Raw genomic sequence first — 16,590 nt, 5'->3', positions numbered from 1 at the left:
GTTCAGGACGGCATCGAGCCATTCGGTGTCGAAATCATGCGCGGTGGCGGCCTGAAGCGATGTGACAATGGCGCGGGCTTTTTCATCGGCGCGGAAGCCGCACCCGAGGGCCGCCAGATCGGCTGTGAGCAGAGGCAGCAGGGCGGGGGCGATGGCGGCATCTAGCAGTAGTGTTTCGGTGGCGCCGCAGATGCCGGTGCGGCGCATTTTGGCGTTGGCCAGGATGTTGCGCGCCATCGCGAAATCAGCCGCGGCGTGGATGTAGGTGTGGTTGAGGCCCTCGGCATGGGCGAGCACGGGCACCCGTGCGTCGCGCTGCACGCGCTCGACCAGGGATTTACCGCCGCGGGGGATGATGAGGTCGATAAAGCCGGAAGCGGCGAGCATGGCGGCGACGAACCCGCGGTCCGTGCTGGGGGCGATCTGCACGCAATCATCGGGCAGGCCGGCGGCGCGCAGGCCGGAGGTGATGGCGGCATGGATGGCGCCGGCGGAATGGAAGCTCTCCGACCCGCCGCGAAGCAAAATGGCGTTGCCTGATTTGAGCGCGATGGCGGCGGCGTCCGCGCCGACATTGGGGCGGCTCTCATAGATCATGCCCAGTACACCCAGCGGCTGGGCGATTCGGCTGATGACCAGGCCGTTCGGGCGGGTCCATTGCGCCAGGGTGCGGGCGAGCGGGTCTGGCAGGGCGGCAACCTCTTCCAGCCCGCGCGCCATCGCCTCCACCCGGGCAGGGTTGAGCATCAGGCGGTCGCCAAAGGCGGCGGTGCCTGAAAAACTCTGCATGTCGCGGCTGTTGGCCTGGAGGATTTGCGGCGCGGCGGCGCGCAGGGCCGCGGCGGCCTGGGTGAGGGCCTGGTTGCGGGCCTGCGCCTGCGCGCGGGCCAGCATGGCGGCGGCGGTGCGGGCCTTGGCCCCGATGTGGGACATCTGCTGGGTAAAAATATCGGTTTCGGCGTTCATACATGGTATCGTTGCCGAGTCCTGGCGGGAAGATCAACTGCGCGCTAATCTTGGCGGGACATGCCAGACCTCCTCGATTCGCTGATGCCCGATATGCATGCCCTCGCGGGGCCGTTGCTGCGTACTTCACGCCTCACCCTGCGCCCTTTGGCGGCTGAGGATGTGGCGGTGTTCCACCGGCTGATCAACGATTGGGAGATTTGCCGCAGGCTGCCTGACGCACCGTTTCCGTATCCGGCCGATCTCGCGGCGGCGTGGATCGCGGCGGCGGCGGCGGACCGGCTGGCAGGCAGGGCCGAGCAGTTCGCGCTGGTGGATGAGGTCACGGGGGAGATGATCGGCTGCGCCGGGCTGCGCATGGGCAAGGGCCATAAGTCGGCCGATCTGGGCTATTGGCTGGGCCGCGCCTTCTGGGGCCAGGGTTACGGGCTGGAGGCGGCGCGCCGGTTGGTAGAATGGGCGTTTGCCGCTTTTGCGATCACGCGGCTCACGGCCACGGTGGCGGCGGATAACGATGCCTCCGCCGCGCTGCTGCAGCGGGTGGGGTTTTTGCCGTCGGGCAAGGGGTTGCAGATTTTTATGTGCCGGCCGGGGCAAAAACTGCCCGTGAAACATTTTGCGCTTGAACGCGAGGCGCCCGCGGCGGCCGCGCCGAAAAAAAACGCCGTGCTGCTGGTGGTCGCCGTGGCGCTGATTGATGCGCAGGGGCGGATCTTGCTCGCCCGCCGCCCGGAAGGGAAAAAGATGGCGGGGATGTGGGAGTTTCCGGGCGGCAAGGTGGAAGCCGGCGAGACGCCGGAGGCGGCGCTGGTGCGCGAGCTGCGCGAGGAGCTGGGGATTGAGGCCGCCGCAAGTGATCTTGCGCCGTTTGTGTTCGCCTCGCACCCTTATGAGAGCTTCCATTTGCTGATGCCGGTGTTTTTGTGCCGCCGCTGGAATGGGACGCCGCACCCCAGGGAGGGCCAGGCCCTGGCCTGGGTGGCGCCGGAGCGCCTGGTGGAATATCCTATGCCGCCGGCCGACCGGCCGTTGATCCCCATGCTGAGAGATTTTTTATGAGCAATCCCACCGCCGCGATTTTGATCATTGGCAATGAAATTCTCTCCGGACGCACGCAGGATGAGAATGTCCGCTTCATTGCCAGGCGGTTGGCGGAGCTGGGTATAAAGCTGCAAGAGGTCCGGGTGATCCCGGATGTGCCGGCGCGGATCGTCGGCGCGGTGAACGAATTGCGCGCCGCCTACGATGTTTTGTTCACCACCGGCGGCATCGGCCCGACGCATGACGATATCACCAGTGAATGTGTGGCGGCGGCTTTTGGCGTGCCGTGGGAGCCGCATGCCCCGACCTTCGAGCTGATGCGGGAGCGCATGGGCGAAAAATTCAACGCCGCCCGCCAGCGCATGGCGACCATGCCGCGCGGCGCGAAGCCCATTGCCAACTCAGTGTCGCTGGCGCCTGGGTTCACCATTGGCAATGTGCATGTCATGGCCGGGGTGCCGAGGATCATGCAGGCCATGATGCTGGGGCTGGAGCCCGAACTGCCGCGCGGGGTGCCGATCGAGATGCGCACCGTGTACGCCATGGGCGTGATGGAAGGCAGTATCGCCGCGGCGCTTTCGGAGATTCAGGCCCGCTTCCCGGCGGTTGATATCGGCAGCTATCCGTTCCGCCGGGAGGCCGGCTGGGGGGTCGCGATTGTGGCCAAGGGCACGGATGTGGCGGAGCTGGAGGAAGTCATCGCGCAGGCAACAGATTTGCTGGCGACGCAGGACACGCTGCCGGTTCAGGGAGAACCGGCGGCATAGTCCTGGAGTATCCGTTGTGGTCAAGCGGCTTTAGGCACCCAGCAATGGCCTGCTTTGAGTAGTGTGTTTGCGAGGACGACGAGTTTTCGTATGATGGCTGTGATTGCGGCTTTGCGGGTTTTCCGGCGGTGATCATGGCCTGATATTTGTTTTTGAAGTCTGGGTTGAACTTGGTTGCTACCAGCGCGAGGGCCGGGAGCGGCTTAAGGCTCTTGAGCGCGAGCGCCGCGCATTGCGCCAGACCAGGATAGATAGGGTGGTTAGCCTGAATCAAAAATTTCAAGCTAACCACATAGATCAGGCTGTGGCCTCCGTTTAATTTAACTCTGGCCTGTGGACAGGTGCACGGTTAAATTAAACGTGATGGCGTGCTGCGGCATTTTGGCCGTGAAGGCTGGAAGCGGCACCGCGCGAACGGCGGCCTCCGCGGCTTGGTCGATCGGCGGCGCGCCGGAGCTTTGGGTCACCACAACTGATATGATGGAGCCATTAGGCGCCACCGTTACGGCCAAATGGGTCTTGCCGGAGAGGCCCATCATCTGGACAGATTCCGGCACCACCAGGTTGGATTGCACGCGCGCGTTCAACTCAGCCGCATAAACCTGTTCGGCCGAGGCTTGCGTTTGTGCATCGGGTTGCGGCGCAACCGGCTGCGGCGGCGGCGGGGGGGTCTGCATAACCGGCGCTGCAACCGGCGGCGGTTTGTGCGGCAATATTTTGCGCATCACCGGCCTCGGCGCGGGCTTGGGCGGTGGCGGCAACGGCACCGGAACCGGCTGCGGCACCGGCACCGGCGGCGGGGGGGGCGGTTGCGGCTTTGGTACAGGCGGCGGCGGCGCGGGCGGCTGTTGAATGGTGATCTTCATTACAGTCGGCTGTTTGTCCTGATGTTTGTTGCCGATGCGCTCGGAAACCTTGACTATGCCGAATACGAAAATAACCTCGATGGCGGCGGCCATGAGTACGGCCCGCCAGAATTTGTCATTGCCATGATGATCAAATGACATTGAAGAATCCGGAATTGCTGAGGACATGGCGGCTCAGGACTTCGGAGAAATTGATTGTAGATAAGCAATGACATCGGCGCGTGCGGAGGCGCTGGCCAGGCCGCTGTAGGGCATGATCGTGCCATGAATATATGCGCGCGGATCTTTCAGAAAACCATTTAATGTCTGCGCATCCCAACGGATATGCGCGGATTTCATCGCCTTGGAATAGCGATGCAGTGGCGCCGTGCCCGCCATTCGGCCATAAACGCCGGCCAAGGTGGGGCCAAAGCGGTCCATGTGCGGCTGGTTGCTATGGCAGTCGGAACATTGGTGCAGATAAACAAGTTTGCCTGCGGCCACATTGGCGCTTTCAGCCGCATGCGCTTGCGTGGCCACGCAGCCCAGCGCGAGAAGGGTGAACAAAAATTTACGCATCGTCATATCCTTTAAATATCAGTGCCGTTTCCGGCGTCAGGTTGATTAACACCAAAGAGCACCAGGGATTTTATCCCCTGGTGCTCGTTAGAAGTCGCGTTCGTTAAAAGTTAGAATTTCACAGCCATTGACGCCAGGAACTGCCGGGGTGCGCCTGGTTCAGCCAAGATGGCGCCGGCACTGTTGCCGCCGAGATAGCCGCCGCTCGAAACATAGGCGTTGGCGTTATACTTGGCGCCGAGCACATTGCTGATATCAAAGCCGAATTTAACAACTTTGATGGTTTCACTGAGGTAGTGCGGCATGGGGACGTCAGCGCTGAAAGTAAGATTAGCTACGTTGAACGCGGGCAGTTTGCGATGCGATGTGATGTCCGTCAGGTTGTTGAACATATACTGTGCGCCGGTATACTGGTCCAGCACGCCGACGGAGGCGAGCGTATTGCCGATAAAGGTCCGGTAATTAACACCCACGGATAGTGCCACGTCCGGGTTGTAGGCCACCGGCGTTCCGGAAACCGGAGCCGCGGCGCCAGCTGCCAGGTATGAGGTGAAGATATTGTTGCTGAAACCGACATTGGTGAACATGTTCCAATGGAAGTTCGGCTGTGCATCCGCCGCGATATTCACACCCTTCAATACGGCATTGGCGGAGGCAAACTTAGTCAATGCGATGTTGGTGAAATAGGTCGCGATGGTTTCATTCGTCAGCGTGTCGTTGTAGTAATTGACGTTCAAAGTGGCGTGATGGAGCACCGGCACATCATCGAACATCATCTTCGCGCCGATTTCATAATCCGCGCTCTTGATCGGCTTCAGGCCGGCGATATCAACGCCGCCCGGGTTGCTGTTGTTGGCGCCAAATCCGTTATCGGTCGGGTTTTGGTACGATATGGCATAGCTGCCATAAAGCGCGCCCCATGGCACGGGCTGGTAGCGCACGCTGATGGACGGCTCAGGCTTGGTAAAAGTCTTTTGAGCATTGCCTGAAAGGGTCGTATTCGCCGGGTTGGCGAGCGCGTTGTTATAGAAATTCGTCTGGTATTCAACGCCGGAAATGCCAGGAGTAATATCCAGCCCATGAAACGGCGTGATGGTATCTTGCAAGAAGGCGTCGAGGAAGGTGTTATACACCGTGAAGTTTGAAACCTGCGAAGGATTGGTTTGGGTATATCCCAGCGTGGTGTTGTAGCCGACATAAGGCGACACATAACGCTGGTTTATGAAATAGCCGCCGAGTTTCACATCATTGTAAGGCAGTTGCCAGTCTAGATAGGCACGATCACCATAGGTGTTGGAGTTCGGGTTGTAGTACTCGCTGTTGGATGTGCTTTGCGCCTGTGAGCCGTAATTGATGATGCGGTAATGCACCCGCGCGCCATGGCGGTACCAGGTGATATTGTGGAAGGTCATGTCCGGCGCAACGTCAAGGTTGATCTTGGCGTAATACATCTGGTCGCGGACTTGCAGGGTCTTGAACCAGACGTCGGGTGTGCCGGAGCTGTAGAAGCCGCTGGTCGGCTGGCTGTAGAGCTGGCCAGTTGGGGCGCCGGTTACCGTGATGCCGGCGATCGGCTGGGTGGGAATGAAGTTGGGGCTGGGGCGGTGCTCGACGTTATTGTCGTCGTACACGCCAAAGCTTACCGTGCCGCTGCTGAAAACCTTCGTGATTTTGCCGAAGAAAGCGTTTGATTGGGCTGGCGCTCCATAGCTGCCGTTCGACGTTCCGGTGCGGAAGGCATGGTTGCTGGCGTAGCCGCCGGCGATCAGGAAGCTCCAGCCGTCATGCAAGCCGGAATTGGCGATGAAATGCGCGCCTGATGTGACGTCACTTCCAACCTGTCCGCCAACTTCATATTCCGGTTTCGCACTCATCGCGACCGGTACATAATTGATCGTGCCGCCGATGCTGTCGAACCAGCGCGATGCCGGATTCCCGGGACCGTTGATGACGTTAATTCCACCGATCATCTGCATGATGGGAATTTCATTTGAATCCCATTGACCGTTATGCGAGGTGAGGTTGTTCATCGGAATGCCATCGAACAACATGGTGATGCCGTTGCGCTCAACGTCACCATTCACCGAAGACCAGCCGACCTTCACGCCGCGCAGGGTCACTTCATAACGCGCTGTTGCTGCCGTGCCACCATAGCCGCGAACCACAACGCCGGGAGCCACCGAGACCGCCTGTGCCGCACCGGCAGCCTGGCCAACGGCTTGAATTTGCGCTTTGGTTACCACCGACTTGGTCTGGCCGGATTCGAAAATTTTCTTTTTGGTCAGTTTCTCGTCCGTTGAGGCTAATGCCTTGGCCGCAGCCGTGCTGTTCGCACGCGCGCTCACGGTTCCCGCATCAACGACTTGAGCCGCAGCAGGCGTTATGAATGACAGCGCCAATCCGGATGCAAATAAAGATGGCAAGGCCAACCTGATGGCTCTCGATGAGCATGCATAAGCCAATATCCCACGTATCGTTGAAGTTCCAGTCATTCTATTAGCCCCTGTTTACACAAACATTTCGCCGAAATTCCGCAAGATTCGACTTGGGACCGTCTGGTAATGAAGACACGCTATCGCCGCAATTTCAGATTTGCGTCAGACTTATGGCAAAATGATTACAAAGGGGATGATTCGGAGAAGAAAAGGCTTGATGTTCCCCGATTCGATTCGAAGTATTGCTCTTTTTCCATTGAAGTTCGTGAAAATATCTAAGAAAATTCGATATGTTTTACGGTAGATAAAATGACACCGACATACGGGACATTACAAAATAATAAACATGCGGCGGAGTTTTGTCATTGATTCGTCATTCAATCAGGTTGGGTACCTGCCGGTGCATAAGCTCATCCAACAGTCCCGGCGCGCTCGAACGTAGATACTGGTGCCATATGTTTTTTTTGAATCCGAATGAGAACCTTGAGGCCAGGAGTATTGTCGGCGAGAGAAATGGTTGAATCGTGTAGCTCTGCGATGGCCTTAACGAGAGCAAGCCCGAGACCTGTACCAGGATGATGGCGAGAGCTGTCGAGGCGTACAAAGCGCTGTAGAACGCGCAGATGCTCATGCGCGGGGATGCCGGGGCCGCTGTCGGCAATTTCAATATCTACGTCACCTGCCGGGTTCAGCCCAGCCATGATCGAGATGGTGCCGCCGGGTGGCGAGTAGAGAATGGCATTGTCAAGGATGTTGACGAACATTTGTTCGAGCAATTCACGATCCCCGACCACGCGGAGACAGGGCGCAATGCTGGCGTAAACTGTCTTGTGTTCCTGTGCGCCGACCACTTTGAATGTCTCGGCCAGGTCATCGAGCAGCGTTGACATATCGACGGGCAGGAAATGTGACCTCATCGAGTTTGTTTCGATTTCGGCAAGGCGCAACATCGCCGAGAAAATTCCCAGTACCGTGTCGACCTGTTCGATTGCTTCATCCAAACATTTTGACATGGAAGGATCACATGGTGTCATGCGTGATACTTCCAAGCTATCACGCAACCGTGCCAATGGTGATCGCAAGTCATGTGAAATATCATTGCTTACCTGCTGAACGTTTAGCATTAATGCTTCAATGCGGTCCAACATCAGATTAAGACTGATGATCAATCGGTCGAATTCGTCGCCGCTGCCATCGACCTCAATCCGCCGGGCGAGATTTCCGGCCATGATCTCCTGGCTGGCCACGGTGATCGCTTCCACGCGACGTAATGCGCTCCGTGCAACAAGAAATCCTCCTGCCATGCCGATGCCAAAAATGCCGGCGCCGAGAATTAAAAAGGAATATGAATAGAAATCATTAAGGGCGACCAGCTCATTGGCCTTTTCGCCGATGTAGAGGATATCGCCGTTGCCAGAATTTATTGCCATGCCGCGGATCGCCAGGACATGCGGCGGAAATTTAAGTCCGTTCCCGGGTACGAGCGTTTGATAGTGATTCAATATTTTGAGAAGAAAAGTTGGTATGTTTAAGTTGCCGGCCAATGTCTTGCCCGAGGGGGTGATCAGCGCATAGAACAGGCCGGATGAATCTTTCAGTTCTTCGTGTATGCTATCAACGATGCCGGATTCTGCGCCATTTGAATCGCCCATTATTTCAGCTTGTTCGCTTTTCACCGAACTATCCAATTGTCCTTTTATTGTAGTCTCTGCAGCGCAATAAATTATGACTGAGATAAGGATGGTACCAAAACCGGAAATGATCGTGGTTTGCAGGGCGAGATGAAAAGCCTTGCTTCTCAGTGCGCGCATGATGGCGGCTTTAAGCATGAGCTTTGATGCGATATCCTCTTTGGCAGGTATGGATTAAGGTTTGTGAATAGCCGCTATCAATCTTGTCACGCAACCGGCTGATATGTGATTCTACAATTTTGGTGCTGGGAGTAAAGCGATAATTCCAGACTTTTTCGAGTAATAGCTTCCGTGTGACGGCTTGCCCCTCATAAAGCATGAGGATCGTTAGCAGTTTAAATTCTTTTGGTGTCAGATCAATGGCGGTGCCATCGCGCCTTACCTCGCGCGTTATCCGGTCCAATTCCAGATCACCGACCTTCATCTGCATTTGTTGCCGGTTGCTTGTTTGTCGGCGCGAGAGTGCTCCTATGCGTGCTTCAAGTTCGGCGAGTGAAAAAGGCTTCACGAGGTAATCGTCACCTCCAACTTGCAGCCCCATCACACGATCATTTATACTGTCTAATGCCGTAAGGAAAAGGGCTGGGACGTCGATCTTGGTCATCCGTAATGTGCGAAGCAGGGTCAATCCGTCAATGCCAGGGAGCATGCGGTCAATGATTAGAACGTCAAAAGCTCCTTCCGCAGCCATGATCAGGCCGCTATGGCCGTCAGCTGCCACCATAATTTCGTGATCGTATGCTCCGAGGCCGCGGCTAAGATATTCAGCTGTTTTAGGGTCGTCTTCAATCAGTAGAATTCGCAACGGCCTATACTTTCATTCTTAGAGGTATCGACCGGATTTGTGCCGTGCAGCCTATGACGTGCCATTGTCTATAATAAGTAAGATTTTGTAGTAAATAAGCTTTACCCTAGACCAATTTGGTTATTTTGAGTGTGACCAATTGATGGCATTTTGGGGCGCCGCCCTTTGCCGAGACGCGGATAAGCTGTTCAATTAAATTATAGATTTAATATATTGTTCATTGGAATATTTTTGTGGTACCCGGCTCGGGTTGTTTCATATTGTGATGATTACCAGAAAACCGGTTGTTTATGCTTGGGTTGCGTAAACGCTGAGGTGTTGGGGTAAGGTGGCCAGAAGTTCGTCGCGGGCCGCATCGCGTGAGCCATGCATCCAGGCGGCCGTGAGGGGGAGCCTCTGCAAAGTGCCGGTTTCAACGTGCAACGGAATATAGCGCACGCCCTGCATGGCCATGCGCGAGGTCCACAGGAGCTCTACCCAGAACGGCTAGAACCCGCCCCGGCGAGCGTGGACGCATCATGCGGAGCGGTGCCACCGAACGGCCTGAATGTACGCCACGCCCACTGGGCGGACGCGACGAGGAACGCTTTGCCCGTGTGCTGCGCGGTGTGGTGTCCGAGACGGGCAGGAAGTGTAGCCAGGAGTAAAGCTGCTGGAGATGGACCCACCAGGACGCAACGCCGTTTGGTGGGGGATCGACATCACCCCCACCCCGATGACGTCGTCGCGACGGGAGAAGGCCGCGTGAACAAAGAGAAAAGCATCATTTCCGCGCATTTTTGTACTATGAGACGGATTTTGTGCCCATGTAAATTTCCACTGGACAAAGGGGTCAGGCATAACCTATACGTTAATCATATGCTGTTTGCGTCAGACCACGGAACTTGTCATGATTGAGGCGTCCATTGCTCAAAAACCAAGAACAGGATTGATCAGAACGATGCCGTCTTCTTCTCAGGCTCATGCTGCGGCGAGCGGCGATACTGCCCCGTTCTACTCTGTCAGCCAGTTGGCAAAGCAGCTTGGGGTGACAGCGCGAACCATTCGTTTCTACGAGGATAAGGGGCTGGTCGCGCCGCAGCGCGCCGGGACTGCACGGGTTTATACGCATCGCGACCGCGCCCGCCTCGTGTTAATCCTGCGCGGCAAGAAGCTTGGCTTCTCGCTGCGCGAGATCCGCGACTACCTCGACCTTTACGACGCCGACCCGACCCACCATCTGCAAACGCGTCAGTTGTTGGTGCTGGTGCGCAAGCGGGTGGCCAAGTTGCAAGAGCAGCGCGTCGCCATTGACCAGAGCCTTGCCGAACTCACCGAAATTGACCGCCAATGCGAGGCCGTGCTGGCCAGCCAGGCGGAATAACCGAACAAAGCTGGAGCGTTCCATGACCAATGCTGTGATTGCGGGCTATGCCCGTTCTGCCTTTACGCCTGCTGGAAAGGGTGCGCTGGCGCGGGTCCGGCCCGACGAGATGGCGGCGGATGTTGTCCGCGCGCTGGTGGCGCGCACCAAGGTTAATGTAGGGGATATTGAGGATATTCTCGCCGGTTGCGCCTTTCCCGAGGGCGAGCAGGGGCTGAATGTGGCACGGCTGATCGGGCTTTTGGCGGAATTGCCGCTTTCGGTCGCGGGGGCCACGATTAACCGGTTTTGTGGTTCATCGATGATGGCCGTGCATATCGCGGCTGGGGCGATTGCGATGGGGGCGGGTGAGGTGTTCGTTTGCGCTGGCGTGGAGAGCATGAGCCGGATTCCGATGGGCGGGTTCAACCTGCTGCCCTCGCCAAAACTATACGCCGCCAAGCCGGAGGCGTATATCGGCATGGGTGAGACGGCGGAGAATGTCGCCGGGCGCTGGCAGATTTCACGCGAGATGCAGGAGGCGTTTGCCCTGGAGAGCCAACGCAAGACGGCGGCGGCACAGCAGGATGGGCGGTTGGACGAAGAGATCGTGCCGATGGGCGAGGCGGTGCGCGATGGGTGCCTGCGGCCCGAGACGACCGCCGAGGCATTGGCCGGTTTGAAGCCTGCGTTCTCCCAGACCGGGACGGTGACGGCGGGGACGTCCTCGCCGCTGACCGATGGGGCGTCGGCCGTGCTCGTGTGTTCCGAGGATTATGCGCGGCGTCATGACCTGCCGATGCTGGCGCGGATCAAATCCGTGGCCGTGGCGGGGTGTGCGCCGGAAATTATGGGGATTGGCCCCGTCGTGGCCTCGCGCAAGGCGCTGGCGCGGGCGGGGATCGAGGCGGGTGCGCTCGATGTCGTTGAATTGAACGAGGCGTTTGCCTCGCAGGCGCTGGCCTGTATGCGCGAGCTTGGGCTCGATGCAGCCAAGGTCAATCTTGATGGCGGGGCGATTGCGCTGGGCCATCCGCTCGGCGCCACCGGGGCGCGCATTACCGGCAAGGCGGCGGCGCTGCTCAAGCGCACCGGCGGGCGCTATGCGCTGGTGACGCAGTGCATTGGCGGCGGTCAGGGGATTGCCACGGTGCTGGAGGCGATTTGAGATGAATGAGATTCGTTCCGTTGCTGTAATCGGCGCGGGTGTTATGGGAGCGAGTATCGCCGCCCATGCCGCCAATGCGGGCGCAAATGTACTGCTCTTGGATATTGTCAAACCCGGCGAGGCCAACCGCAATGCGGTGGCGCAGGGGGCGATTGAGCGGTTAAGGAAAATGGACCCGGCGCCGCTGATGGGCAAAAATGCAGTCAGGCGAATTAAGGCTGGGAATATCGAGGATGATCTGGGCGCGCTGAAGGATGTGGACTGGATTGTTGAGGCGGTGGTCGAACGGCTCGATATCAAGCAGGGGCTTTATCAAAAGCTCGATGCGGTGCGCAAGCCTGGCTCAGTGGTGTCTTCCAATACATCAACGATTCCTCTGAAAGAACTTTGTTCGGGCCTGCCCGGTTCGTTTACCCGCGATTTCTGCATTACACATTTTTTCAATCCGCCGCGCTATATGCGGTTGCTTGAAATTGTCGGTGGCGAAGGCGAGCAGTTTGCGCCGTTGCACAAATTTGCCGACGAGAAGCTCGGCAAAACAGTCATCAAATGCAACGATACGCCGGGGTTCATCGCCAACCGGATTGGTACATACTGGATTCAGTCGGCGATGGTGCTGGCGTTGGAATTTGGTCTCGAGGTCGAAGAAGCTGATGCGATTATGGGCAAGCCTATGGGCTTTCCCTCGACCGGCGTGTTTGGCCTAATGGATCTGGTGGGGATTGATCTCGGCCCGCATGTCAACGCGTCCCTGGCCCGGCTGCTACCGCAAAGCGATATGTTTCACAGTATGAATCGTGATACGGCGATGATCGGGACGATGATTGCGCAGGGCTATACCGGCAACAAGGGCAAGGGTGGATTTTACCGCTCGACGCGCGGCGCGGATGGCAAGCGGGTGAAGGTGGCGCTGAATTTGCAGGCGGCGGCGAAGGGGGCTCTTGAATGGCGCCCCTCGGTGCGGGCGGAGATTGCGCAGATTAAGGACGCGCGCAAGGATGTTAAGAAGCTGCTCGGCGATAGCGGAAAGTACGGCAAATATGCGTGGGGCGTGCTGGGCCGGGTACTGGCCTATGCGGCGTCTTTGGTGCCTGAGATTGCCGGCGACATTGCCGATATCGATGCGGCGATGCGGCTGGGTTATACCTGGAAGTTCGGGCCGTTTGAGTTGATCGACCGGCTAGGCGCGGAGTGGGTTTCGGCTCATCTCGCGGAATTGGGTCTGACGGTGCCACCGATTTTGCAGCAGATCGGCGCGGGCAAATTCTACCGGGCGAATGCGGCGGGCGTGTTAGAGCAGTTTGCGCTGGGTGGAGGGTATAAGCCGATCCGCCGGGCGCCTGGGATCGTGCTCCTCGACGATATCAAACGGGTACAAAAACCGCTGCTCTCGAACAAGGTTGCCTCCACCTGGGACCTTGGTGATGGCGTGTTGTGTTTCGAGATCCATGCGGAAATTCGCCATGCGATGTTGAACATGCTCGATGGCGATGTTTTGTCCATTTTGGAGAAAACCCTCTCGCTGGTTGGCAAGCGTTACAAGGCGCTGGTGCTTTATAACGACGATCTGCGCGAGATGCCGCATAAGACAAATTTTTCGACCGGGGCGAATATCGGCATGGCCTATATGATGGCCAATATCCGGCTCTGGGGAAAAATTGAAGGATTCATCAAAGACGGACAGAAGCTCTACACCGCGATGCGCAATGCGCCGTTCCCTGTGGTCGGCGCGCCCGCGGGGCGGGCCCTCGGCGGGGGCTGCGAGATGCTGCTGCATTGTTCGGCGGTGCAGGCTTATGCGGAGAGCTATATCGGGCTGGTCGAGGTTGGCGTTGGCCTCGTGCCCGGCTGGGGCGGTTGCGCCACGATGCTGAGCCGCTGGCAGGAAGACCCGAAAATGCCCAAAGGACCAATGCCCGCGGTGGCAAAGGTGTTTGAAATTATCTCGACCGCGACCGTCTCGCGCTCGGCGGCAGAGGCGATCGAACTGAAGTTCATGCACCCGAGCGACGGTATCACCATGAACCGCGACAGGCTGCTTGGCGACGCCAAGGCCCGCGCCCTGGCGATGGTGGCGGGTTACGCGCCGCCGCAGGCGCAGGCGCTGCACCTGCCGGGGCCGTCCGGGCGCGTGGCGCTGGCGCTGGCGCTGGAAGGGTTCCACAAGCGAGGCATTGCCACGGATCATGATGTGACCGTCTCCGGTGCTTTGGCGGATGTGCTCAGCGGCGGTAGAGTGGAGTATGCCGATGAGCTTTCGGAGACGGATATCATGACGCTGGAGCGGCAATCCTTCATGGCGCTGATCCGCACCAAGGAGAGTCAGGCGCGGATCAAAAGCATTATCGATTCCGGGAAGCCATTGAGAAACTAACGGAAGGAAGACCAGACATGCCGATCTACAAAGCACCGCTTGAGGACATGCGCTTCGTCCTGCACGAGCTTCATGACAGCAAATCCATTGCCGAGTTGCCGGGGGCTGAAGATTTTACCCCAGAACTCCTCGACAATGTGCTGGAAGATGCAGCCAAGCTGACCGAGGGCTTGCTGTTCCCTATCAACCAGAGCGGCGATCTGGAGGGCTGCACCTTTGAGAACGGTGCCGTGCGCACACCGTCGGGGTTCAAGGCCGCGTATGATGCGTTCCGCGCGGGCGGCTGGACCGCGATGGCGTCGTCGCCGGAATTTGGCGGGCAGGGGATGCCAATTGCGGCGTCGCTGCTCGTGGAAGAGATGATGTGTGCGGCGAATATCTCGTTCAGCCTGTATCCGGGGCTGACGCACGGGGCGTACACCACGCTCTACCATCACGGCACCGAGGCGTTGAAGCAGACCTATCTGCCGAAAATGGTTTCCGGCGAGTGGTCCGGTACGATGTGTCTGACCGAGGCGCATTGCGGTACCGATCTGGGGATGCTGCGCACCAAGGCCGTGCCGAACGAAGATGGAGCCTACGCCATCACCGGCAACAAAATTTTCATCTCGGCCGGTGAACACGACATGACCAGCAACATCATCCATCTGGTGCTGGCCCGCTTGCCGGACGCGCCGGTGGGGGTGAAGGGGATTTCGCTTTTCGTTGTGCCGAAATTCCTGGTCAACGAAGACGGCAGCCTGGGCGCTCGCAATGGCGTCAGCGCCACCGCCATCGAGCACAAGATGGGCATCAAGGGGTCGGCCACCTGCGCCATGTCGTTCGACGACGCCAAGGGCTGGCTGCTCGGCGAGCCGCACAAGGGCCTGCGCGCCATGTTCACGATGATGAACACTGAACGGTTGTCGGTCGGGATTCAGGGCCTGGGCGTGGCGGAAGTCGCGTATCAGAATGCCGTGGCCTATGCGCGCGAGCGAATTCAGGGACGAGCGCTCACCGGGGCGAAGAACAAGGACAAGCCGGCGGATTCGATCCTCGTTCATCCCGATGTGCGGCGGATGCTGCTGACCATGCGCGCCTATATCGAAGGCTGCCGCGCGCTGGCTGGCTGGGTCGCGCGGGAGATCGACGTGCTGCACCTTTCAGCGGATGCGGATGCCAAGCTGGTGGCCGATGATTTCACCGCGTTGCTGACCCCGGTGGTGAAGGCGTTTTTCACCGATCTCGGCTTCGAGATCTCCTCGCTCGCGGTGCAGTGCTACGGCGGGCATGGCTATATCCGTGATCATGGCGTCGAGCAGTATGTCCGCGATGCGCGCATTGCCATGCTCTACGAGGGCACCAACGGTGTGCAGGCGCTCGATCTGGTTGGGCGCAAGCTGCCTGCCGAGGGAGGGCGCTTGCTGACGCGCTTCCTCGATCCGGTGTTGGAATTCTGCGACGCCAATGGCGGCGAGGACATGGCGCCGTTTGTCGGGCCGTTGCAGACCGCGCTGGAGCATTTTCAGATCGCGACCGGGTATATCATGGAGGCGGCGATGTCCGATCCCAACGAGATCGGCGCTGCCTCGGTGGATTATCTGCGGCTGTTCGGGCTGGTGGCGCTCGGCTTCATGTGGGCGCGGATGGCAAAAATCGCAATGCCAAAGGCGGCGGATCGTTTCTATAAGGCCAAGCTAGATACCGCGAATTTCTACATGCAGAGGCTCCTGCCACAGACCGGCGCCCTGCTCGCGGCGATCCAGTCTGGGGCCAAGACGATGATGGAGTTCGAGGACGCGGCGTTCTGAAGCGAAAGGTTTTTCCGTGGCAGGTACACAAATGAATCAAAGTGTGATTTTTGTTGGTCCTGGCCTTCCGATTTTTTTTGGGGAGTTTATAAAATCGAGGCGTGATTGACGAAACGGCCATGTGGCGACGGTTTCAGTCCTGCCGTTTTTCTGAGGACGATTCATGCTTTCGGCTCACTCGGCTGAGCAAACCTCGAACGATCGCACTCTTGTGGATGAGCGTGGATGGCGGTTCTTGGCGGCAGCGCAGGCAGTTAAGCGAGGCCGCCGCCAGCCTGCTGGACGGTAAGCGCCGTCTGCTGGAACACGTCGCGCCCGCCTATCGGGAAGATTGAGCACACCCACGGCCGGCCTATGGCAAGAATGGCGCTCAGCCATCCGTAATCGGGTCCCAAAAGAGGATGATGGGGATCAATAACCGAAACATGCATGACTCGCCTATCGCGATCAAAGGCATCATAAGGCGTTCACCGCTTTATCCATTATTGCCATATCAACGCGACGGGAAATGACCGCTTCCGCTCCTGGGACAGCGCCACCGGCTTCGCCCTCATCCGCTTATTTCTCATACCAACGGCGTTAACTCATGACCTGTAGTGCCCAACTTCGCGTGGCGATTGATGCTATTTTATCTTTCTGTTCAATCAAGCTGTTCCAGGCGCGACAGCAGGCATTGATGATGGCGTTTCTGTCTTCGAAGACGCGGTTTGCGAGATAGTTCTGTCGTAGATATTGCCAGATGTTTTCTTGCGGGTTCAATTCGGGGGCGTAGGGCGGCAGCAGCAGC

At 58.4% G+C, this 16,590-nt stretch carries 13 protein-coding genes; 6 read left to right on the top strand and 7 right to left on the bottom strand.

The genetic code is table 11. The features are described 5' to 3' along the window. On the bottom strand, positions 1-966 hold a 966-nt coding region (locus HKL97_RS12225; protein WP_291425734.1), incomplete at its 3' end, for a glutamate-5-semialdehyde dehydrogenase. A gap of 60 nt (positions 967-1,026) precedes the next feature. Here HKL97_RS12225 and mutT point away from each other — a divergent pair. Then, positions 1,027-2,025, top strand: coding sequence for an 8-oxo-dGTP diphosphatase MutT (gene mutT, locus HKL97_RS12220; RefSeq protein ID WP_291425732.1), 999 nt, complete (start codon positions 1,027-1,029; stop codon positions 2,023-2,025). Continuing rightward, positions 2,022-2,774 carry a molybdopterin-binding protein gene (locus HKL97_RS12215; protein WP_291425730.1) on the top strand — a complete coding sequence of 251 codons (753 nt, stop codon included), beginning with the start codon at positions 2,022-2,024 and terminating at the stop codon, positions 2,772-2,774. Before mutT ends, HKL97_RS12215 begins: the two co-directional genes overlap by 4 nt. 320 nt (positions 2,775-3,094) lie before the next feature. Here HKL97_RS12215 and HKL97_RS12210 read toward each other — a convergent pair whose 3' ends face one another. The 5 genes from HKL97_RS12210 to HKL97_RS12190 all read right to left on the bottom strand — a co-directional run bounded on the left by HKL97_RS12210 (position 3,095) and on the right by HKL97_RS12190 (position 9,129). Beyond that, a complete protein-coding gene (locus HKL97_RS12210; protein WP_291425728.1) occupies positions 3,095-3,781 on the bottom strand; it encodes an energy transducer TonB in 687 nt (228 codons plus the stop codon). 33 nt (positions 3,782-3,814) lie between these two features. Continuing rightward, on the bottom strand, positions 3,815-4,198 hold the full coding sequence (locus tag HKL97_RS12205; protein ID WP_291425726.1) for a cytochrome c family protein: 384 nt from the start codon (positions 4,196-4,198) through the stop codon (positions 3,815-3,817). Positions 4,199-4,308: 110 nt separating this feature from the next. Continuing rightward, entirely contained in the window at positions 4,309-6,627 is a 2,319-nt protein-coding gene (locus HKL97_RS12200; RefSeq protein WP_291425724.1) for a TonB-dependent receptor, read from the bottom strand. A 416-nt stretch (positions 6,628-7,043) separates the two neighbouring features. Then, positions 7,044-8,462 (bottom strand): HAMP domain-containing sensor histidine kinase, encoded by a 1,419-nt coding sequence (locus HKL97_RS12195; protein WP_291425722.1) that lies wholly within the window; start codon positions 8,460-8,462, stop codon positions 7,044-7,046. After that, positions 8,455-9,129, bottom strand: coding sequence for a response regulator transcription factor (locus HKL97_RS12190; RefSeq protein WP_291425720.1), 675 nt, complete (start codon positions 9,127-9,129; stop codon positions 8,455-8,457). The genes HKL97_RS12195 and HKL97_RS12190 overlap by 8 nt, the downstream gene beginning before the upstream one ends. A gap of 940 nt (positions 9,130-10,069) precedes the next feature. On the opposite strand from HKL97_RS12190, the gene HKL97_RS12185 reads away from it, so the two are divergent. From HKL97_RS12185 to HKL97_RS12170, 4 genes are read left to right on the top strand one after another with little or no spacing between them, the layout of a single operon-like run. Next, on the top strand, positions 10,070-10,492 hold the full coding sequence (locus HKL97_RS12185) for a MerR family DNA-binding transcriptional regulator (RefSeq protein ID WP_291425736.1): 423 nt from the start codon (positions 10,070-10,072) through the stop codon (positions 10,490-10,492). A 22-nt stretch (positions 10,493-10,514) separates the two neighbouring features. After that, positions 10,515-11,639, top strand: a complete 1,125-nt coding sequence (locus HKL97_RS12180; protein ID WP_291425718.1) for a thiolase family protein — start codon at positions 10,515-10,517, stop codon at positions 11,637-11,639. Between the two features lies 1 nt (position 11,640). After that, positions 11,641-14,013, top strand: coding sequence for a 3-hydroxyacyl-CoA dehydrogenase/enoyl-CoA hydratase family protein (locus HKL97_RS12175; RefSeq protein WP_291425716.1), 2,373 nt, complete (start codon positions 11,641-11,643; stop codon positions 14,011-14,013). Between the two features lie 17 nt (positions 14,014-14,030). Then, positions 14,031-15,803: an acyl-CoA dehydrogenase C-terminal domain-containing protein gene (locus HKL97_RS12170; RefSeq protein ID WP_291425714.1), complete on the top strand. Its 1,773-nt coding sequence runs from the start codon at positions 14,031-14,033 to the stop codon at positions 15,801-15,803. Between the two features lie 579 nt (positions 15,804-16,382). Here the strand turns inward: HKL97_RS12170 and HKL97_RS12165 are convergent. Further along, positions 16,383-16,590 (bottom strand): transposase (locus HKL97_RS12165; protein WP_291425712.1); only part of this gene is annotated, 208 nt, incomplete at its 5' end.

This window comes from Acidocella sp. (genome assembly GCF_013044125.1).
Lineage (GTDB): Bacteria > Pseudomonadota > Alphaproteobacteria > Acetobacterales > Acetobacteraceae > Acidocella.
This window is presented reverse-complemented; position numbering and strand designations above follow the sequence as displayed.